Raw genomic sequence first — 19,788 nt, 5'->3', positions numbered from 1 at the left:
CTAGTCAATAAGAACTTTCTATGTTTCCATCGACGCCATGGCTGTGGTGGTAGGTGTTGATGCCGGCGGTACCGCGTCGAAGGCCGTGGTCACGGACCTGGACGGCACCGTGCTGGGCCGCGGCTCGGCCGGCCCTGGCAACCCCTCGGCCACTGGAGCGCCGGCCGCACGCGCCATCGGGTCGGCGCTGCGGTCGGCGCTCGGCACCATCGACCCGGCGTCGGTGACCGCGGGCGTCGTCGGCGTGGCCGGCGCGAGCGCGGTGGCCGACCCGGCGATCCGGTCCGCGTTCGACGAGGAGTGGGCCGCGCTGGGCCTGACCTGCGAGATCCCGATCGTCGGGGACGCGGTGACCGCCTTCGCGGCGGGCGGGGACTGGACCGCGGGCGCGGTGCTCATCAGCGGCACGGGCGCGGTGGCCGCGCTGGTCGACGACCTGGAGGTCACGCGGGTGGCCGACGGGCTGGGCTGGCTGCTCGGCGACGAGGGCTCGGGCCTGTGGCTGGGCCTGCAGGCGGTCCGCCGGGCCGCGCGGGCCTGGCACACGCCGCTGGCCCGCGAGGTGGCCGCCCACGCGGGCGCCGCCACCCCCGACGACCTGGTGCACTGGGCCCAGGCCCTGCCGCCCTTCGGCACCCTGGCCCCGCTGGTCTGCGAGCTGGCCGGCGGCGGTGACCCGGACGCGGCCGCCATCGTGTCCGACGGCGCCGCGCGCCTGGTCGCCACCCTCGACGAGCTGGAGGCCCCGGACGCCCCGGTGGTGCTGGCCGGCGGCCTGCTGACCGCCGACACCCCGATCCGCCGGGCCGTCGCGGCCGGCCTGCAGGCGCGCGGCACGGCCCTCGGCACGGCGGGCGACCCCGCGCTCGGGGCCGCCCGGCTGGCGCTCAGAAGGAGGTGAGGAAGTCCCGGGTCGCGAGCGCGGCCGCGGTGATGCGCACGTCGCCGATCCAGCCGTAGAAGCCCTGGCCGAACTGCTCGGCGAACTGGGTGGCGCCGATGACGAACGGCTTGCCCAGGGTGGAGATGCGAGTCATGTTCCGGCCTCTTGTCCGGAACTGACCGTCAGGTGCCGCCCAGCGAAACACGCCGGTACCGTCGCGAGACATCGAGGGCGACCAGCGCGAGCACCACCGCGTTGAGGCAGTGCCAGCCCCAGTGCAGGCCGATGGGAATCCGGTCGCACAGCGGTTCGTCCAGCGTGCGCAGGGTGAGCGAGACCGTGAACACCGCGGCGGCGACGATCAGCGGCCGCGACCGCAGCGCGATCGCGAAGCCGGCCAGCCCGAGCAGGGCCGGGAGATAGCCGCCCAGGGTGTACTGCCGCCCCGCGACCGCCAGCAGCACGTCGACGAGCGCGGCGAACGCCACGAACGCGGGCGCGGCCAGCCAGGCCCGGCCCGGGCGCACCCCGAGCCCGTCGCGGGCCAGCAGGACCACGGCGACGAGCACGAAGACGAGGATGGACAGCGAGTCCAGGGCCGCGGTCGGGCCGGTGGCGAACGTGTGGAACGACAGGCTGCACAGCCCCACCACGCCCAGCAGGATCGGCAGCGTCCGCGGGCCGCCGCGCACCAGCAGCCAGGCCGCCGCGATCAGGAACGCCGCGTTGGAGACCGCGTTCAGCGGCTCGGCCCACAGGCCCGGCCCGAGGCGCTCGCAGTAGCCGTCCATCGCGGCGACGCTAGCCCGCCCACGTGTCCGGCCGCTGAACGGCTCGTCACCCGCAGGCGGCGGCCCGGCCCAGCAGCAGCTCGCGCTCCTTCTCGTTGCGGGTCATCGCGGCCGCCCGCTCGAACTCCGCCCGCGCCTCCCCGGTGCGCCCGAGCCGGAACAGGAAGTCCCCGCGCACGGAGGGCAGCAGGTGGTACTCCCGCAGCGACGGCTCCTCGAGCAGCGCGTCGAGCACGGCCAGGCCGGCCTGCGGCCCGTCGGCCATCGACACCGCCACGGCCCGGTTGAGCTCCACGATCGGCGACGGGGCCAGCTCGGCCAGGCGCGCGTACAGCCCGGCGATTCGCGCCCAGTCGGTCTCCGCGGCCGTGCGGGCCCGGGCGTGGCAGGCGGCGATCGCGGCCTGGAGCGTGTAGGTGCCGCCGCCGAGCTCCTCGGCGCGGGCCAGCGCCGCCAGGCCCCGGTCGATGAGCAGCCGGTCCCAGCGGCGGCGGTCCTGCTCCAGCAGGGTGATCGCGGCGCCGTCCGGTCCGGTGCGGGCGGCCGAGCGGGAGGCCTGGATCTCCAGCAGCGCGACCAGGCCGTGCACCTCCGCCTCGCCCGGGGTGAGGCCGGACAGGACGCGGCCGAGGCGCATCGCCTCCTCGCACAGGGCCGGGCGCATCCAGTCGTCGCCGGCGGTGGCGGAGTACCCCTCGTTGAAGATCAGGTAGATGACCTCGAGCACCGAGGTCAGCCGGGCCGCCCGGTCGGGCCCGGCGGGCAGCTCGAAGGGGACCTTGGCGTCGGCAAGGGCCTTCTTGGCCCGGCTGATGCGCTGCCCGACGGTGGCCGACGGCACCAGGAAGGCGCGGGCGATCTCGTCGGTGGACAGGCCGCCGAGCAGGCGCAGGGTGAGCGCCACCCGGGCCTCGGGCTTGAGCACCGGGTGGCAGGCGGTGAAGATCAGCCGCAGCAGGTCGTCCTCGATCGCGTCCTGCTCCAGCACCGCCTCGAAGCCGGCCTCGTCGGTGCGCTCGTCGATCGCCAGGGCGGGCAGGTGCTTCTGCAGCACCTGCTGGCGCCGGATGGTGTCGATGGCGCGGCGCTTGGCCGTGGTCATGAGCCACGCCCCGGGGTTACGCGGGACGCCCTCGGCCGGCCACTGCTCCAGCGCCGCCACCAGGGCGTCCTGCGCCAGTTCCTCGGCCAGGCCGACGTCGCCGACGAGCCGGGCGACGCCGGCGATGACCCGCGCCGCCTCGATCCGCCAAACCGCCTCGATGGCCTTGCCGGCGTCGGTAACCGTGGTCACCGACCCAACATAGCGGCCTACTCGAACTCGGAGACCCTGCGCACCTCGATCTCGACGTTGTCGAAGAGCGCGGCGAAGCGCTTGGCCCACTCGACCGCCTCGGCGTGGTCGCGCACCTGCAGGATGCCGAAGCCGCCGATGACCTCCTTGGCCTCGGCGAACGGCCCGTCGGTGACCGTGGCCTGGCCGTCGGTGACCCGGATGATGGCCGCACCGGCGGAGCTGGGCCGCAGGCCCTCGGCGGCCAGCAGCACGCCGGCCTTGTTGACCTCCTCCATGTACTCGCCGAACTTGGCGATGAACTCCGGGTCGGCCTCCCACAGCGCCGGGTTCGAGTCGTCGAGCTTGTGCATCAGCATGTACCGCATCGCGGTTTCCTCCTCGGTAGGGTGGCTGGCCGTTGCCCAGCCTCTACCACCGCGTCGAGCGGCGCCCGGCCTCTTCGACAGCCGCGCCGGATTTTTTTTCCAAGGAGATTGCGATGCGCATCCTGTTCGCGTTCGCCGGCGGTGCCGGCCACCTCCAGCCGATGCTGCCGCTGGCCCGGGCCGCCGCCGCGGCCGGCCACGCCGTGGCGGTGACCGGGCGCCCCGGCGCGCTGCCCAAGGACTTCGAGGGCTTCCCCGCCGGCGCCGACGAGCCGCCCGGCGAGCGCCGCCCGCTGCTGCGCCTGGACCGGGACCGGGAGGCCCGGGAGTTCCGCGACGGCTTCGGCGGCTGGATCGCCCGCGAGCGGGCCGCCACCACGAAGGCGGTCGCCGAGCGGTGGCGGCCGGACGTCGTCGTCTGCGACGAGGCCGACTTCGGAAGCATGATCGCGGCCGAGGCGCTGGGCATCCCGCACGCCGTCGTGGTGGTGCTCGCCGCCGGCACCTTCGGCCGCCCCGACGGACTGGCCGCGCTGCTGGACGAGGCCCGGGCCGCGCACGGCCTGCCCGCCGACCCGGACCTGGCCATGCTCGAGCGGCACCTGGTGATCTCGCCCGTGCCGCCGAGCTTCCGGGCCCGCGGCGGCGCGCGGTTCATGCGGCCGATGCCGCTCGTCCCGCCGGCGCCGACACAACCGCCGCAGGTGTACGTCACCCTGGGCACGATCTTCAACACCGAGTCGGGCGACCTCTTCACCCGCCTCCTCGCCGGCCTGCGGGAGCTGCCGGTCGAGCTCGTGGTGACCGTCGGGGCGGCCATCGACCCGGCCGAGCTCGGGCCGCAGCCGGGCAACGTGCGCGTCGCGCGGTACATCCCCCAGGCCGAGCTGCTCCCCCGCTGCTCGGCCGTCGTCTCGCACGCCGGCTCCGGCACCGTCGTCGGCGCGCTGGCCCACGGCCTGCCGATGGTCCTGGTGCCGATGGGCGCCGACCAGCCCGACAACGCCGATCGGGCCGTGGCCCTGGGCGCCGGCGTGGTCCTCGACGCCACCGACGCCACCCCGGCCGATGCCGCCGAGGCGCTGCGCGCGGTGCTCACCGAGGACTCCTACCGGGCCGCGGCCGAGGCGCTGCGGACGGAGGTGGCCGCCATGCCGGCCCCGGAGGAGCTCGTGGCGAGCCTGGCCGGCCTTCGCTGACGCGCGTCCCGGCGCGGGCGGGTAGCGTGCGGATCATGCCGAGCCTGACCCGCGCCGAGGCGGTCCAGCGCGCCCGATTGCTGCGCGTGCACTCGTACACCGTCGAACTCGACCTCACCGGCACCGAGCGGTTCACCTCCCGCACGGTCGTGGACTTCGCCTGCACGGACCCGGGCGCGGCCACCTTCGCCGAGGTCAAGGGCGCGGAGACGGTGCGCGCGCGGCTGAACGGCCGGCCGCTGGACCTCGCGGCCGGCCCGGCCGGCGACCGGCTCCCGCTGGCCCCGCTGGAGGCCAGCAACCGGCTGGAGGTGGAGTTCTCGGCGCCCTACTCGGGCACCGGGGAGGGCCTGCACCGCTTCGCCGACCCGGAGGACGGCGAGGTCTACCTGTACGGCCAGGCCCCCATCGACGACGCCCCGCGCATGTTCGCCTGCTTCGACCAGCCCGACCTCAAGGCGCCGATCGCGCTCACCGTGCTCGCCCCGCCGGCGTGGACCGTGCGCGCCAACGCCCCGCTCCGCGCGCGGCTCGACGGCAGGTGGGAGTTCGAGGCGACGCCGCCGCTGTCGACGTACCTCTTCAGCCTGATCGCCGGCCCGTGGCACGTCCTGTCGCGCGAGCACGACGGGATCCCGCTGGGTCTCGCGTGCCGGCGCAGCCTGGCGGCCGCCCTCGACGCCGACGCCGACGCGCTGTTCGCGGCCACGGCGGCGAGCTTCGACCGCTACCACGAGCTGTTCGGCGTGCGGTACCCGTTCGGCAAGTACGACCAGACGTTCGTCCCCGAGTTCTCCGGCGGCGCGGTGGAGAACCCGGGGCTGGTCAACTACCGCGAGGAGTTCCTCTTCCGGGCCCGTGCCACCGACAGCGAGCGGCAGCGCCGGTTCGTCGTGATGGCCCACGAGATGGCCCACATGTGGTTCGGCGACCTCGTCACCCTGCGCTGGTGGGACGACATCTGGCTCAACGAGGCCTTCGCCGAGCTGATGGGCTGGCAGGTGGCGGCCGACACCGGCCGGCACCCGGCCGCCGCGGCCGACTTCGCCATCTGGCGCGAGCGCTGGGGCTACCTCGCCGACCAGCGGCCCTCCACCCACCCGGTGGCCCCGGACGGGGTCACCGACACCGCGGTCGCCACGCAGAACTTCGACGGCATCTCCTACGCCAAGGGTGCGGCCGCGCTGCGCCAGCTCGCGGTGCACCTCGGCGAGGACGTGTTCCTGGCCGGCCTGCGGGAGTTCTTCCACCGGTACCGCTTCGCCAACGCCGAGCTGACCGACCTGCTCGCGGTGCTCGGCGCCGCGGCCGGGCGGGACCTGACCGGCTGGGCCGAGCTGTGGCTGCGCAGCAGCGGCGCCAACACGCTGCGGCCGCTGCCCTCGCGGGCGACCGGCGCACCGGCCGGGCTGACCATCGAGCAGACCGGGCGGCCGCTGCGCCCGCACCGGCTCACCGTCGCCGCCTACGCCTCCGACGGCTCGGTGCGCCGGATGCCGTTCGCCATCGACGGCGCGACCGCGGTCGTGGCCGGGCCGGCCGCCCGCCCCGGCACGGTGCTGCTGCTCAACGACGGTGACGAGACCTACGCCAAGATCCGCTTCGACCCGTCGAGCCGGGCCGCCCTGCCGGCCGTGCTGCCCGACCTCGATGAGCCCCTCGCGCGGGCCGTGGTGTGGACCGCGGTCATCGACGCCGTGCGCGACGGCGAGCTGCCCCCGGCCGAGTTCCTCGCCCTGGTGGTGGCCGCGCTGCCGACCGAGCACCAGGAGGGCGTCTTCGAGGAGGTGCTCGCCTTCGCCCGCGACGCCCTGGGCCGCCGCGGCCTGGTGCCGCTGCCCCAGCTGGCCGAGGTGTGCGCGGCCGCGCTGGCCGGCGCCGCCCCCGGCAGCGGCCGCCAGCTGGCCGTGGCTCGGGCCCTGGTGAGCGTGGCCGGCGACGCGCCGCTGCTGCGCTCGTGGCTGGCCGGCCCGGGCGCCCCCGAGGGGCTGGAGATCGACCCGGACCTGCGCTGGGCGGTGCTGCTGCGGCTGGCCGGGCTGGGCGCCGCCGGGCCCGACGACATCGCGGCCGAGGCGCGGCGCGACCCGAGCGCCATGGGGGCCGAGCGGGCGGCCGCCTGCCGGGCCGCGCTCCCCGACCCCGGGACCAAGGCCGAGGCCTGGGAGACGCTGGTGCACCACCCCAACCCGCGGCTGGCCATCGCCAACGCCTCCGCCTTCTGGCAGCCGGGGCAGGAGGCGATCACCGACGCCTACGTCGAGCGCTGGTTCGCCGACGCGCCGGCCATGCTGGAGGGGCGCTACCTGCCCGCGGCGCTGCAGGTGGTGCGGCTGAGCTTCCCGCAGTACAGCCGGAAATCGGTGGAACTGACGGCGGACCTGCTGGCCCACGCGGACCTGGACCCCCGGCTGCGCCGGGAGCTCATGGACGGCGCGGACGAGCTGCGGCGCTGGGCCTGAGCCGCCCGCGGCGGATCACCCACTCGGCCACCCCCAGGTTGATCACCCAGGCGGCCCCCATGGCCACGGCCCGCCAGGCCGGGTAGCGGGGGTCGGAGGAGCTCAGCGCGATCGCCAGCGGGATGCTCGTGAGCGCCTGCGTGCCGGCGCCCAGGCCGATCGCGTAGGCGCGCAGCATCCAGGCCCGGTGGGTGCGGATGTCGCGCCGCAGCGCCGCCCGCAGGCCCAGGACGAGCGCGACGAGCATGAGGCTGCCGAAGACGTACCGCTGGGCGTTGAACGCCGCGTTGTCGCTGTCCGGCAGCGCGTACGTCGCCGTCATCCACAGCCCGGAGAGGGCGACCGCGGCGCCGGCCCCGAAGACCACCCGGCCGGCGAGGCGGTGCCAGCGGCGGTGCCGGGCCCGCACCCCCGGCGCCAGCTGGAAGGCGCCGAGCACGGCGAAGAGCACCGCGCCGAGCACGTGCACCAGCACCGGGACCGGGGCGTCGACGAAGCGGGCGTTGTCCGGGGTGCGGGCGGCGCCGCCGGCCAGCGTGGCCACGCGCACCGCGCCGGCCACCGAGGGGACGAAGGCCAGCAGGAGCAGGCCGGTGACGATCGGCCAGTCTCGCGTTCTCATGTCCACCGATGGTGGGCATCGGGCCCGGCCGGCTCATCCGACCAAAGTTCAGCCGCCGGGTCTGATTCTTCCCGTCTCGTACGCCCACATCGCGATCTCCACCCGGTTGCGCACGCCGAGCTTGAGCATCAGCGCGGTCACGTGCGACTTGACGGTGCTCAGCGTGATGAACAGCTCGTCGGCGATCTCATTGTTGGTCCGGCCCCGCGCCACCCGGGCCAGGACCTGCTCCTCCCGGTCGGTGAGCGGCTCGATCGGCTGGCGGGGCGGCGCCTTCGGGCCGGTGTCGGCGAAGGCGCGCAGCAGCCGGGTGGTGACGCTGGGCGCGATGAGCGCGTCGCCGGCCGCCGCGGCGTGCACGGCCTGGGCCAGCAGGGCGGGGCCGGCGTCCTTGAGCAGGAAGCCGCGGGCGCCGGCCCGCAGGGCGGCGTAGACGTACTCGTCGAGGTCGAAGGTGGTGATGACGACGACCGCGAGCGGGTCCTCGACGGCCGGCCCGGCCAGCTGCCGGGTCGCCTCCAGCCCGTCCATGACCGGCATGCGCACGTCGAGCAGGCACACGTCGGGGCGCAGCCGCCGGGCCAGCTCCACCGCCCGGCGCCCGTCGGGGGCCTCCCCCACGACCTCGATGTCCGGCTGGGCGTTGAGGATCATCGTCAGCCCGGTGCGGACGATCTCCTGATCATCCGCGACCAGCACCCGCACGCTCACCGGCCAATGCTATTGGCGTCCCCGTACCGTCAGATCCGCCGAAAGTACGACCGGCGACCCGACCCGCGACCCGGCCGGCGACGAGGATGCCGGCGAGCGCGGGCAGCAGGGCGACGCCGAACGCGGCGGCGTAGGCGACCGGGCCCGCGTCGACCAGCGCGGCGAACAGGGAGCCGCCGACGGCCAGCGCGGTGGTGGTGAGCAGCGCGTCGGACACCTGCAGGGCTGAGCTGTTGGCGCCCTGGTCGGCCGGGGTGGAGTAGCGCAGCACGAGCGCGGCCGACGCCGGGGAGGCCAGGCCCATGCCGAAGCCGCCGAGGCACCAGCCGGCGACGACGACGGCCACCGGTACCGCCGGAATCGTCAGGGCCAGCGCGGACAGCACCCCCGCGGTGATGCCGGTCAGGCCGAGCCGCAGCCTGGCCCGGTCGGACAGGCGCTGGCCCTGCCGGGCCTGGACCCAGCTGCCGGCCGACCATCCCAGCGCGCCGAGGGTCACCGTGAGCCCGGCCATCGCCGGACTGAACCCCCGCTCGCGGGTGAGCATGAGCGGGATGAACACGTCGGTCTGCATGAACGCGGCGCCGGCCAGGCCCCTGAGGAGCACCACGCTTGGCAGGCCTCTCGCCGCCGTGAACGTGCCCTTCGGCAGCAGCAGCACGGCGGACACCGCCGTGATCGCCGCCCCGACGAGCTTGATCACCGGGGTGCCCGTGTAGAGCAGGGCGGCGCCGGTCGCGGCGCCCAGGGCCGGGGCGATCCGGATCTTCGCGGAGGTGCCGGACGCGCCGCCCCGGATCGCCCTGATCCGCGGCCAGATGAGCAGCATCGCCGGCGCCGCGGCGATGACCACCAGCAGGAAGACCCACCGCCAGCCGAGGTACTGCACGATCACCCCCGCGGCCGCCGGGCCCACGATGGCCGGCAGCACCCAGGCGGCCGACAGCGCCGAGAACACCCGGGCGTGCTGTTCGGCGGGGTAGGCGCGGCCCACGACCACGAACAGCGCCAAGTTCACCAGGCCGCCGCCGAACCCCTGGACCAGCCGCCCGGCCACCAGCACCCACATCGCCGGGGCCAGGCCGGCCAGCAGCAGCCCGGCGCCGAACAGCGCGACGCCGGCGGCGGCCGGGCCCGCCGGACCCGCGCGGTCGCACCACGCGCCGGCCAGCACCATGCCGACGATGCCGGTGGCCAGGGCGCCGCCGAACGCGAACCCGTAGAGGGCCAGGCCGTCCAGGGCGCGGGCCACGGCGGGCATCGCCGAGGTGATGGCGACCGCCTCGAAGGCGACCAGTGTGACCAGGGTGACCATGCCGAACGTGAGCGCGCGTCTGTTCTCCACCGGCCGAACCATCGCACCTCAACAAGGCTTCAGGTCAAGCCCGGCGAATATTTCAACAGTCGTTGACATTCGCCGCGGCGGCCCGTTGTATTGGTAGTCATGAAGACCGTCATCGCCGGGGCCGGCCCGACCGGCCTGCTACTGGCCGGGGACCTCGCCGCCGCCGGGGCCGACGTGACCGTGCTGGAGCGCCGGCGCGAGGAGTCGAATCTCACCCGGGCCTTCGCGGTGCACGCGCGCACCCTGGAGCAGTTCGACGCGCGCGGGATCGCCGAAGAGGTCATCGCCACCGGCACGAAGGTGTCCGCGCTGCGGCTGTTCAACCGGATCGCGCTCGACCTGGGCTCCCTGCCGTCGCGCTTCCCGTTCGTGCTCATCACGCCGCAGTACAACGTGGAACGGGTCCTGGAGGAGCGGGCCCTGGGCGCGGGCGTGCGGATCGTGCGCGGGGCCGAGGTGACCGGCGTGCGCCAGGACGACGGCGGCGTCGAGGTCGTCACCGAGGACGGCGGGCGGCACGAGGCCGACTTCGCCGTGGGCGCCGACGGGGCGCACAGCGGCGTGCGCCGGGCGCTCGGCCTCGGCTTCCCCGGCAAGGCCGTGGTCCGCTCCCTCATGCTGGCCGACGTGCGGCTGGCCGAGCCGCCGGAGGAGGCGATCACGGTCGCCGCGGTCGGCTCGGCGTTCGGCTTCGTGGCGCCGTTCGGCGACGGGTGGCACCGCGTCTTCGCCTGGAACCGCGAGCACCAGGTCCCGGACGACGCCCCGCTGACGCTCGACGAGGTCCGCGAGACGGTCCGCCGGGCCTTCGGCACCGACTTCGGCATGGGCGAGTGCCGGTGGATGTCGCGCTTCCACAGCGACGAGCGCCAGGTCGAGCGGTACCGCACCGGCCGCGTCTTCCTGGCCGGCGACGCCGCCCACGTGCACTCGCCGGCCGGCGGCCAGGGCATGAACACGGGCCTGCAGGACGCGGCCAACCTGGGCTGGAAGCTCGCCGCCGCGGGCGCCGGCTGGGCGCCCGCCGGCCTGCTCGACTCCTACCAGGACGAGCGGCACGCGGTCGGCCGGCTCGTCCTGCGCACCAGCGGCGGCATCATCCGGCTGGCCCTACTGCACTCCCGCGCCGCGCGGCTGGGCCGCGACGTCCTGGCCGGCCTGGCGATGCACCTCCCGGCGGTGGCACACAAGGCCACCGGCACGGTCTCCGGCCTCGGCATCGACTACCCGCACGCGCCCCGCCAGCAGGACGTCGACCTGGGCGGGACGCGCCTGTACGAGCTACTGCGGGCCGGGCGGCACGTGCTGCTCGGGCCGGGAGCGCCGGAAGGGTACGCGGACCGGCTGGTGTGCGCCCCGTTCGAGCGTTGCGTCCTGGTCCGGCCCGACGGTCACACCGCCTGGACGGGCACCGAGGGAGACGTCCCCGTCGCGCTCCGCGCGCATCTCGGCACCCCCCGGTGATCCCCGACACCCTTCCCTTGACACGACAGCGTCGATCGATGTGTCATGCCGGTCACGGAGCGGTTCTCGTTGGGTTGCGGCCGGCAGACGGTGCACAACACGGGGACGACGAAACGCTTGCGAGACGTGCCGGGCCCCGCGCCGCCACGGGGGGCCCGGCACCCTCTCATGGCCTTTTCACGGCTTCTCCACCACGATGAACTGGCCCATCATGCCCTCGTCCTCGTGCCTGAGCACGTGGCAGTGGAACATGTAGGGCGTGTCCGGGTCGGCGTAGTCGGCGAACCGGGCGATGATCCGGTACCGCTGCTTCGGGGCCATGAACAGCGTGTCCTTCCACCCGCCCAGCTCCGGCGGCGGCGCGCCCCCGTCCACGGCCAGCACCTGGAACTGCACGTCGTGGATGTGGAAGCTGTGCGGGGTGTCGTGCCCGTTGGCGACGTCCCACACCTCGACGGTGTCCTTGACGACGACGGCGTCGTTGCGGTGCATGTCCATCTTCCGCCCGTTGATCTCGCGCCCCTGGAAGGTGAACGACCGGGTCTGCGCGGCGCTCGCGGGGTCCAGCCGCGGCGTGGCGACCAGCGTCCCGGGCAGCGTGGCCGGGGTCAGGCTCGCCGCCGCCCGCAGCTGCAGCACGTCGAACGCGTCCTGCCCGCCGTTGAGCTTGGCGTCGAGGTCCCCGCCGAGCGATTTGACACTGCGCAGCGTGGCCCGCTCGCCCGGCCGCACCGAGACCACCACCTCGGCCCGCTCCCCGACCGACAGCCGGATGTGGTCGGTCGCGTACGGCCGCTCGAGCAGCCCGCCGTCGGTCCCGACCAGTGCGAACTGCCGCTTGTCGGCGAACTGGAAGTTGTAGATGCGCGCCGTCGAGGCGTTCAGCAGGCGCAGGCGGACCAGCTCGGAGCGCACGTCGAGGTACGGCCCGGGCGTGCCGTTCACCAGCAGCTCGTCCCCCAGCACCCCGATGCTGGAGCCGAACCGGTCGGACATGCTGAGCTGGTCGCCGTCGAACACCCTGTCCTGCACCATGACGGGCACGTCGTCGACGCCGTAGTCGTGCGGCAGGGCCCGCTGCGCCGGCTCGTCGTCGTCGACGATGAACATCCCGGCCAGCCCCCGGTAGACCTGCGTCTCCGTGCGTTCGCCCGGGTGGGGGTGGTACCACAGCGTCGCCGCCGGCTGGTCGACCGTCCACGCGGCCCGGTAGGACCCGCCTACCGGGATCGGGCGGTGCGGCCCGCCGTCGACCGCGGCCGGCAGGTGCATCCCGTGCCAGTGCACGGTCGTCGGCTCGGGCAGCGCGTTGCGTACGTCGACGACGACCTGCTCGCCGCGCGCGGCCCGCAGCGTCGGCCCGAGGTACGCCCCGTTGTACCCCCACGTGCGGGTCGCCGTCCCGTGCCCGAGATCGCTGTCCCCCGGCCGCGCCTGCAGCTCGAACACCCGCTTGCCGTCCCGGACCGTCGACGCCGCCAGCGGCGGCACCCGCAACGCGTGCCGGAAGTCCGCCTTCTTGTCCAGCGGCGGCCGCGCGAGGAACCACACGAGCGTCGCCGCCCCTCCCCCGCAGCACAGCACCAGCAGCACCAGCCCGCCGAGCAGCCACTTACGCACGCCCCGACCCTCCTACATGTAGTTCAGCTACATGTAGGCTCGCTGCCGCCGCGTCGGCCGCGCCAGACCCGGCCGTCGAACCGGGGGAAACCTCAGGGTCTCCCCGGACCCCCGCGCCCGCCGGGCCCGCCGATACTGGGTTGGTGGTAATCGCCGGCCCGATCGACGCCTACGTCACCTCGCTGCGCGGCGCCCTGCGCGGCCCCCGGTCCGCCAAGGCCGACCTGCTGACCGAGGCCCGCGACGGCCTGACCGACGCCGCGGAGCACTACGAGTCCACGGGCCTGCCCCGCCTGGCCGCCGAACGGCTGGCGGTCGCGGACTTCGGCCCGGTGGCCGACATCGCCCCGGAGTACCAGCGCGAGCTGGCCCTGACCCAGGCCCGCCGCACCGCCGCCCTGGTGGGCGCCGCGGTCGCCGCCCAGTCCCTGGTCTCGGAGCTGGCGTGGCGCCACGAGTCGACGTCGTGGACCTGGCAGCCGAACAACCTGTACGCGCTGCTGGCCAACACGGTGGACTACGCGGCGTACGCGGTGGTGGCGGCCGCCCTGCTGGCCGCCCTGGCCTGCGGCATCGGCGCCCGCTACGTGACGGTGGGCCGCTCCTTCGCCCGGGCGACGGGCATCGCGGCCATCGTCGTCGTGGCGTTCTTCATCGCCGGCGGCATCCTGTTGTCCGCCTTCAGCCCGGCGTGGACCTCCCACTCGGGCACCGGCATCTCGGCCTGGAACGCGGCCGCCTCGGCGGCGACCATGACCCTGCCGGTGTGGATGACGGTGTCGGGGCTGCGCTGCGTGCGCGCGGCGGCCGCGTGACCGGGCCTCAGGGCACCTGGTCGACGGTCCCGCGGGGCGTGGACGGGTTGCAGCGGCGGATGCGGGCGGCGGTCAGGCGGGAGCCCTCGACCAGGCCGTAGCGCTGGACCGCCTGCAGGCCGTAGTTGCTGCACGACGGCACCTGGCGGCACCTGGTGGGCAGGTGCGGGGAGAGCCAGCGCTGGTAGCCGCGGATCGCCACCATGCCGGCCCGGCCCGGGCCCGACGCGGCGCGCCTCGGCGGGCGGCTCGGGGCCGACAGGGCCATCAGGGACAGCAGCGGGGCGATCATGAACGGGCCGCAGTCGCACGCGCCGCAGTCCCAGTCCGGGCCGCAGTCGTTGTCGCGGCGGCGGCGATCCCGGCGGGCCTGCCGGTTCGCCTGTTTTTTACCGATTCGCATGGCGGAATTGTCGACGCCGGGCCTCGCGGTGATCAAGGATTCGGTCATGGTTCCGACGGCCGGCACCGGCTTCGTGCCGGCGCCCGGTCACAACAGAACGCACCCGAGGCCGACTTCGTGCCGGCGGCCGGTCACGACAAAAACGCACCCGAATGGCCGACTTCGTGCGGGCGGCCGGGAACGTCCGGACGCTCCCGGACACCCGCACGAAGTCGAACAAACGAGTGCGTTGCCATGACCGTGCTGAGCAGGGCCGTCGGTGGCCGAACCGGCCGGCGGGGCTGAACCGCCGGCCGTCGCGCGAGCCACACCATGAACGGCCGGGCTTACTTGGACGCGATCTCCGCCTCGCCGCCGTGGAACTCGGTGCCGTTCATGAACGCGGAGTCGAAGCGCGCCTGCAGGGCGTCCATCTCGCCGAACTCGGCCTGGTGCGCGTTCTCGCTGCCCTCGGCCGCGAAGACGTGGTCGTCGACGTTCGCGTCGTGGCTGTAGTTGGTGTACTCGTCGGCCTCGTAGTGCACGGCCGGCCCCTGGTCGAACTCGACGTGGGTGCCGTGCTGGAAGGCGGTCGCCTCGTTCGCGTGGTGGTCGGCCTCGTACACGCCGTACTGGTTGTTGTAGTCGGCCTCCGAGCCGTGGGCCTGGTGCAGCTGGTCCAGGGCGCCGTGCTCCTGACCGGCCTCGTAGTGGCCGTAGTCGACGTCGCCGTGGCCGCCGTCGTAGCCGGTGTCCATGTCGCTCATGGTGCTCTCCTTCGGTGGGATCTGGTGTGTGGCCTTGCGATGCATCAAACGTTACGGGCGCGCCCGACCCCCCGAATCCCGGAAACGTGCCACGCGGCGATGGGGCACTTCTGGCCGGAGGGTGCGCGGGGATGAAAGACTTCCTTGCCGTGGACAGCGATACCTTCTGGTCGATCATCGACGGGTCCCGGGCCGCTGCCGGGGAGAAAGTCACGCCGGGCTTCGCCGAGCGGTTCACCGCCGCGCTGCGGATGCGGCTGGCCACGCTCGACAGGAGCGAGCTGCTGGACTTCGACGCGCACCGCACCCGGCTGCAGGCGCGGGCCAACTCCTCGGCGATGTGGGCGACGGGCCGGGTGGTGGCCCGCTACGCCGACGCGTTCGTCGACGGGCTGATCGCGCGGGGCCGGGAGCACTACGAGCGGGCGGTGCTGAGCCCGGACGACCTGGCCGACGACCCGGTGGTGCGGGCCGTGGCCGCGGGCGAGCTGGCCGCGCACGAGCTCGCCCCGCGGGAGGTCGAGGACCTGGCCGAGGAGTTGTACGGCGAGACCGACGACTATCCGATGCTGCTGCGCGCGCGGACCGGCCAGGTCGCCCCGCTGGTCGAGGACGACTGGGACGACGATGACGACCAGGCCGTGCGCCAGCACCTACCGAAGATCGCCGCGCTGTTCCTGAAGTGACCGGGCGAGCTCCTCGATCCCGGCGGTGACCTTCCTGGTCTGCTCGACCTCGTCCCCGAGCGCCTGGACGACGGTCCCGCCGCGGGACAGCGGCATCGCCGCCCACGTGTCCGACCGCCCCGGCAAGCCGGGCAGGTCGGCCGTCGTGATCAGTGTGGACAGCACGCGAGCGCCGTGCAGGATCGCGGGTCCGTCCGGGTGCGACGGGCCGACGGCGACCTCGGAGCGATACCAGGGCCGGGCGTTTCGCACGATGCTCGCCGAGAGGCGCAGGTCGCCGCCGGGCTCGCCGTGGCGGCCGAAGACCGCCTCCTCGCGCCACACGAGCGCCGCGCCGCCGGCGAGCGCGACCGTGGCCGCGTTGTGGTGCCGGCAGCGCGCGGCCGCCACGATCGGCTCGGGCAGGAACGCCAGGAACCCGCCCTCGGCCACCGTGGCGTGCACGGCCAGGCGCGACTCCGCCCCGTCGCGGCCCGGCAGGGCGATGCTCGCCGCGACCGTGCGCACCCACAGCTCGGCCCCCGGCCCGACCTCGATCTCCAGGCTCAGGTCGTCGCCGCCGAGCGGGCCGGCCGCCCCGCCGACGATGTGCACGGCGCACGGGCCGGTGCGCCGCGGCAGCAGCGGCGCCTCGCCCTTGAGCACGCGCAGCACCGAGCGGTGCCCCTCCCGCTCGGCGACGATCCGGGCGGCCGCCCTCACGGGACCAGGCCGCGGATCCACTCCTGGACCGGCTTGGCCGCGCGGTCCTCGACCAGCGACAGGAACACCGTCGGCAGGTCACCGCGGCGGGCCGCGGCGTCGCGCTGCATGACGCCGAGGTCGGCGCCGACCAGCGGGGCCAGGTCGGTCTTGTTGATCACGAGCAGGTCGGCGCTGGTGACGCCGGGGCCGCCCTTGCGCGGCACCTTGTCGCCGCCGGCCACGTCGACCACGAAGATCTGCCGGTCGACCAGCCCGCGGCTGAACGTGGCGGTGAGGTTGTCGCCGCCGCTCTCGACCAGGATCACGTCGAGCGGGCCGAGGCTCTCCTCCAGCTCCTCGATCGCGTCGAGGTTGGCCGAGATGTCGTCGCGGATGGCGGTGTGCGGGCAGCAGCCGGTCTCCACCGCGCGGATGCGCTCGGCCGGCAGGACGCCGTTGCGCAGCAGGAAGTCGGCGTCCTCGGTGGTGTAGATGTCGTTGGTCACCACGGCCACCCGCAGGTCCTCGGACATGGCCCGGCACAGCGCCGCGACGAGCGCGGTCTTGCCCGACCCGACCGGGCCGCCGATGCCGATCCGCACCGCCCGCCGGGTGTCCGGCAACGGGTTGTGGGGGTCGTCGTGCGGGTGGGGATGCGTGTGTTCGTCCTCAGCTGGCAAAGAGTCTTACCTCCCATGCGGCGTGGTCCTCGGCGGAGACGTCGAGCAGCGGCGCCGATGCCGCCGGCAGGTCCGCCGCGGGCCCACGGGCGTGTGTCGCGGCTTCCCGGGCCACCTCGTCGCACTCGTCGCCGAGCTCGGCGAGGAGGGCGTGGACGTGGTACGGGTCGAGGCCCAGCAGGCGGACCGCCGCGCTCGCCGGGCCGGAGATCGCGTGGTACGCGGCCAGCAGCGCCGCCTCGTCCGGGGTCAGCCCGGCCGCCCCGGCGGCGACGCCGAGCGCGATGGGCTGGCAGACCCGGGCGCGGGCGGCCCGGGTCACGTGCTCGCCCGGCCAGACCACCTGCGCGGCCCGGCACAGCGAGCGGCCCTGCCGGCGGGCGGCCAGGCGCAGCGCCGGCGAGGGGGTGCGGGCGTCGAGCTCCTCATCCAGCTCCTCGATCGCCTCTGGCCGGGCACAGGCGGCGGCCGCGAACGCCGCCGCCACCAGGCCGCCGGTGCGCAGCCGGCCGCGCAGGAACGCGCGCAGCCCGCCCAGGTCCCGCACCCTTCCGCGGGCGACGGCCGCCTCCAGCCCGGACGAGTGCGCGTGGCCGCCGGACGGGAACCGGCCGTCGGCCAGCAGCAGGAGTTGGGTGAACGCGCGCATCTAGAACAGGAAGTACCGCTGGGCCATCGGCAGCTCGGTGACCGGGTCGGGCTCGACCACCTCGCCGTCGACGCGGACCGTGAACGTGTCGGGCTCGACCTCGATGCGCGGCAGGGCGTCGTTGCCGGGCAGGTCGGCCTTGCCGCGGGAGCGGGTGTCGGCCACCGCGGCGAGGCGCCGGTGCAGGCCGAGCCGGTCCGCCAGCCCGTCGTCGATGGCGGCCCGGGCGACGAAGGCGAGGCTGGTGGCCGGGGCGGTCCTGCCGTACGCGCCGAACATCGGACGGGACAGGATCGGCTGCGGCGTGGGGATGGACGCGTTGGCGTCGCCCATCGCGCCCCACGCGATCGCGCCGCCCTTGACCACGACGTGCGGCCGCACCCCGAAGAACGCCGGGTCCCACAGCACCAGGTCGGCCAGCTTGCCGACGGCGACCGAGCCGACCTCGTGGTCGATGCCGGAAGCCACGGCCGGGCAGATGGTGTACTTCGCGACGTAGCGCTTCGCCCGCTCGTTGTCCGCCCGCCCGTCGCCGGGCAGCGGGCCCCGCCGCCGCTTCATGACGTGCGCGGTCTGCCAGGTGCGCAGCACGACCTCGCCCACCCGGCCCATCGCCTGGGAGTCCGAGCCGATGATCGAGATCGCGCCGAGGTCGTGCAGGAGGTCCTCCGCGGCCATCGTGGACGGCCGGATCCGGCTCTCCGCGAAGGCCAGGTCCTCGGGCACGCTCGGGTTGAGGTGGTGGCACACGATGAGCATGTCGAGGTGCTCGCTGAGCGTGTTGCGGGTGTACGGCCGGGTCGGGTTGGTCGAGGACGGCAGCACGTTCGGGTGCGAGGCCACGGTGATGATGTCGGGGGCGTGACCGCCGCCGGCGCCCTCGGTGTGGTACGCGTGGATGGACCGCCCGGCGATGGCGCGCAGGGTCTCCTCGACGAAGCCGGCCTCGTTGAGCGTGTCGGTGTGGATGTTCACCTGCACCCCCGAGGCGTCGGCGACCCGCAGGCAGGCGTCGATCGCCGCCGGGGTGGTCCCCCAGTCCTCGTGCAGCTTGAAGCCCCCGGCGCCCCCGCGCAGCTGCTCCCACATCGCCTCCTCGGAGACGGTGTTGCCCTTGCCCAGCAGCAGCACGTTGAGCGGCCACGGGTCGAGCGCCTCGAGCATGCGGGCCAGGTGCCAGGCGCCCGGCGTGACGGTGGTCGCCTTGCTGCCCTCGGCCGGCCCGGTGCCGCCGCCGACGATCGTGGTGATGCCGCTGGCCAGAGCCTCTTCCAGGATCAACGGGGCGATGAGGTGCACGTGGCAGTCGATGGCGCCGGCGGTGAGGATCCGGCCGTTGCCGGCGATGATCTCCGTGCCCAGGCCGATGACCAGCGCCGGGTCGACGCCGTCCATGATGTCGGGGTTGCCGGCCCGGCCGATGCCCACGATCCGCCCGTCGCGGATGCCGACGTCGGCCTTCACCACGCCCCAGTGGTCCAGGATGATCGCGCCGGTGATGACCGTGTCCGGGGTGCCCTCGGCGCGGGTGGCCCTCGACTGGCCCATCGACTCGCGGATCACCTTGCCGCCGCCGAAGACGGCCTCGTCGCCGCCCGCGCAGTGGTCCCGCTCGACCTCGATGAACAGGTCGGTGTCGGCCAGCCGGACCCGGTCTCCGGTGGTGGGGCCGTAGAGGTTGGCGTACCGCCGCCGGTCGAGCTCGCTCACAACCGCCCTCCCGCCTTGCCGCGCAGCCCCGGCACGATGCGGTTGCCCGCCAGGGGCACCAGGGCTACCTCGCGGGCCACGCCGGGCTCGAACCGCACGGACGTGCCCGCGGGCACGCCCAGCCGGTGGCCCCAGGCGGCCTCGCGGTCGAAGTCGAGGGCCTCGTTGGCCTCGGCGAAGTGGTAGTGGGAGCCGACCTGCACCGGCCGGTCGCCGGTGTTGCGCACGGTCAGCACCAGCTCCGGGCGGCCGGCGTTGATGAGCACCGGCCCGTCGCCGGGGACGATCTCGCCGGGGATCACGGGATCGGGTGGTGAACGGTCACGAGCTTGGTGCCGTCCGGGAACGTCGCCTCCACCTGCACCTCCGCCAGCATCTCGGGGACGCCCTCCAGGACGTCGTCGCGGCCGAGCACGTGGCGCCCGGCCTCCATCAGGTCCACCACGGTCCGCCCGTCGCGCGCGCCCTCCAGCAGGAAGGCGGTGATGATCGCGACGGCCTCCGGATAGTTGAGCTTGAGCCCGCGGTCCTTGCGGCGTTGCGCCACGTCGGCCGCGACGTGGATCAGCAGGCGCTCCTGCTCGTGGCGGGTGAGAAACAAGGGTCACCTCATCGGGGGACGGTGGAGGCGCACTCTGCCACCTGGATGTTTCACT

22 protein-coding genes are annotated in these 19,788 nt (G+C 74.5%); 6 read left to right on the top strand and 16 right to left on the bottom strand.

Annotated elements, in window-relative coordinates; translation table 11 throughout:
- Positions 1–37 precede the first annotated feature (37 nt).
- Positions 38–901, top strand: a complete 864-nt coding sequence (locus ABD352_RS17905) for an N-acetylglucosamine kinase (protein WP_344613519.1) — start codon at positions 38–40, stop codon at positions 899–901.
- Here ABD352_RS17905 and ABD352_RS17900 read toward each other — a convergent pair.
- Genes ABD352_RS17900 through ABD352_RS17885 form a run of 4 tightly spaced genes read right to left on the bottom strand, consistent with a single transcriptional unit; the run spans position 888 to position 3,336 of the window.
- Positions 888–1,037, bottom strand: coding sequence for a hypothetical protein (locus ABD352_RS17900; protein ID WP_344613518.1), 150 nt, complete (start codon positions 1,035–1,037; stop codon positions 888–890). The genes ABD352_RS17905 and ABD352_RS17900 overlap by 14 nt on opposite strands.
- Before the next feature lie 28 nt (positions 1,038–1,065).
- On the bottom strand, positions 1,066–1,674 hold the full coding sequence (locus tag ABD352_RS17895) for a hypothetical protein (protein ID WP_344613517.1): 609 nt from the start codon (positions 1,672–1,674) through the stop codon (positions 1,066–1,068).
- A 46-nt stretch (positions 1,675–1,720) separates the two neighbouring features.
- Positions 1,721–2,968 carry an RNA polymerase sigma factor gene (locus ABD352_RS17890; RefSeq protein ID WP_344613516.1) on the bottom strand — a complete coding sequence of 416 codons (1,248 nt, stop codon included), beginning with the start codon at positions 2,966–2,968 and terminating at the stop codon, positions 1,721–1,723.
- 17 nt (positions 2,969–2,985) lie between these two features.
- Positions 2,986–3,336: a YciI family protein gene (locus ABD352_RS17885; RefSeq protein ID WP_344613515.1), complete on the bottom strand. Its 351-nt coding sequence runs from the start codon at positions 3,334–3,336 to the stop codon at positions 2,986–2,988.
- Positions 3,337–3,449: 113 nt separating this feature from the next.
- Here ABD352_RS17885 and ABD352_RS17880 point away from each other — a divergent pair, with 113 nt between their 5' ends.
- Together ABD352_RS17880 and pepN are read left to right on the top strand one after the other, a co-directional pair.
- Positions 3,450–4,535: a glycosyltransferase gene (locus tag ABD352_RS17880; RefSeq protein WP_344613514.1), complete on the top strand. Its 1,086-nt coding sequence runs from the start codon at positions 3,450–3,452 to the stop codon at positions 4,533–4,535.
- Between the two features lie 35 nt (positions 4,536–4,570).
- The gene (gene pepN / locus ABD352_RS17875; protein WP_344613513.1) at positions 4,571–6,997 is read left to right on the top strand and encodes an aminopeptidase N; all 2,427 of its coding nucleotides are present in this window, start codon (positions 4,571–4,573) and stop codon (positions 6,995–6,997) included.
- Here pepN and ABD352_RS17870 read toward each other — a convergent pair.
- Genes ABD352_RS17870 through ABD352_RS17860 form a run of 3 tightly spaced genes read right to left on the bottom strand, consistent with a single transcriptional unit; the run spans position 6,960 to position 9,675 of the window.
- Complete coding sequence (locus ABD352_RS17870) at positions 6,960–7,619, bottom strand: DUF2306 domain-containing protein (RefSeq protein WP_344613512.1); 660 nt, start codon at positions 7,617–7,619, stop codon at positions 6,960–6,962. The genes pepN and ABD352_RS17870 overlap by 38 nt on opposite strands.
- A gap of 48 nt (positions 7,620–7,667) precedes the next feature.
- Complete coding sequence (locus ABD352_RS17865; RefSeq protein WP_344613511.1) at positions 7,668–8,330, bottom strand: response regulator; 663 nt, start codon at positions 8,328–8,330, stop codon at positions 7,668–7,670.
- Positions 8,302–9,675 (bottom strand): MFS transporter, encoded by a 1,374-nt coding sequence (locus ABD352_RS17860; RefSeq protein ID WP_344613510.1) that lies wholly within the window; start codon positions 9,673–9,675, stop codon positions 8,302–8,304. The genes ABD352_RS17865 and ABD352_RS17860 overlap by 29 nt, the downstream gene beginning before the upstream one ends.
- Before the next feature lie 99 nt (positions 9,676–9,774).
- Between ABD352_RS17860 and ABD352_RS17855 the strand changes: the two genes are divergently transcribed.
- Positions 9,775–11,139, top strand: coding sequence for an FAD-dependent monooxygenase (locus ABD352_RS17855; RefSeq protein ID WP_344613509.1), 1,365 nt, complete (start codon positions 9,775–9,777; stop codon positions 11,137–11,139).
- A gap of 177 nt (positions 11,140–11,316) precedes the next feature.
- On the opposite strand, the gene ABD352_RS17850 is transcribed toward ABD352_RS17855, so the two are convergent.
- Entirely contained in the window at positions 11,317–12,759 is a 1,443-nt protein-coding gene (locus ABD352_RS17850) for a multicopper oxidase family protein (protein WP_344613508.1), read from the bottom strand.
- 143 nt (positions 12,760–12,902) lie between these two features.
- Between ABD352_RS17850 and ABD352_RS17845 the strand changes: the two genes are divergently transcribed.
- Positions 12,903–13,574, top strand: coding sequence for a permease prefix domain 1-containing protein (locus tag ABD352_RS17845; RefSeq protein ID WP_344613507.1), 672 nt, complete (start codon positions 12,903–12,905; stop codon positions 13,572–13,574).
- Between the two features lie 7 nt (positions 13,575–13,581).
- Here ABD352_RS17845 and yidD read toward each other — a convergent pair whose 3' ends face one another.
- Positions 13,582–13,977: a membrane protein insertion efficiency factor YidD gene (gene yidD, locus ABD352_RS17840; RefSeq protein WP_344613506.1), complete on the bottom strand. Its 396-nt coding sequence runs from the start codon at positions 13,975–13,977 to the stop codon at positions 13,582–13,584.
- 326 nt (positions 13,978–14,303) lie between these two features.
- Entirely contained in the window at positions 14,304–14,723 is a 420-nt protein-coding gene (locus ABD352_RS17835) for a hypothetical protein (RefSeq protein ID WP_344613505.1), read from the bottom strand.
- A 131-nt stretch (positions 14,724–14,854) separates the two neighbouring features.
- On the opposite strand from ABD352_RS17835, the gene ABD352_RS17830 reads away from it, so the two are divergent.
- A complete protein-coding gene (locus ABD352_RS17830) occupies positions 14,855–15,409 on the top strand; it encodes a DUF4240 domain-containing protein (protein ID WP_344613504.1) in 555 nt (184 codons plus the stop codon).
- Here the strand turns inward: ABD352_RS17830 and ABD352_RS17825 are convergent.
- Genes ABD352_RS17825 through ABD352_RS17800 form a run of 6 tightly spaced genes read right to left on the bottom strand, consistent with a single transcriptional unit; the run spans position 15,377 to position 19,733 of the window.
- Complete coding sequence (locus tag ABD352_RS17825; RefSeq protein ID WP_344613503.1) at positions 15,377–16,111, bottom strand: urease accessory protein UreD; 735 nt, start codon at positions 16,109–16,111, stop codon at positions 15,377–15,379. The genes ABD352_RS17830 and ABD352_RS17825 overlap by 33 nt on opposite strands.
- Positions 16,108–16,773, bottom strand: coding sequence for an urease accessory protein UreG (gene ureG / locus ABD352_RS17820; RefSeq protein WP_344613502.1), 666 nt, complete (start codon positions 16,771–16,773; stop codon positions 16,108–16,110). Before ureG ends, ABD352_RS17825 begins: the two co-directional genes overlap by 4 nt.
- Entirely contained in the window at positions 16,763–17,422 is a 660-nt protein-coding gene (locus ABD352_RS17815; RefSeq protein WP_344613501.1) for an urease accessory protein UreF, read from the bottom strand. The genes ureG and ABD352_RS17815 overlap by 11 nt, the downstream gene beginning before the upstream one ends.
- Positions 17,423–19,132 carry an urease subunit alpha gene (locus ABD352_RS17810; protein WP_344613500.1) on the bottom strand — a complete coding sequence of 570 codons (1,710 nt, stop codon included), beginning with the start codon at positions 19,130–19,132 and terminating at the stop codon, positions 17,423–17,425.
- A complete protein-coding gene (locus ABD352_RS17805) occupies positions 19,129–19,434 on the bottom strand; it encodes an urease subunit beta (RefSeq protein ID WP_344613499.1) in 306 nt (101 codons plus the stop codon). Before ABD352_RS17805 ends, ABD352_RS17810 begins: the two co-directional genes overlap by 4 nt.
- Positions 19,431–19,733, bottom strand: coding sequence for an urease subunit gamma (locus ABD352_RS17800; RefSeq protein ID WP_344613498.1), 303 nt, complete (start codon positions 19,731–19,733; stop codon positions 19,431–19,433). The genes ABD352_RS17805 and ABD352_RS17800 overlap by 4 nt, the downstream gene beginning before the upstream one ends.
- Between the last annotated feature and the right edge of the window lie 55 nt (positions 19,734–19,788).

The organism is Dactylosporangium salmoneum, from assembly GCF_039532525.1.
Classification (GTDB): domain Bacteria; phylum Actinomycetota; class Actinomycetes; order Mycobacteriales; family Micromonosporaceae; genus Dactylosporangium; species Dactylosporangium salmoneum.
Note: the sequence above shows the minus strand (reverse complement) of the source record. Positions and strands in the feature narration are given on the sequence as shown.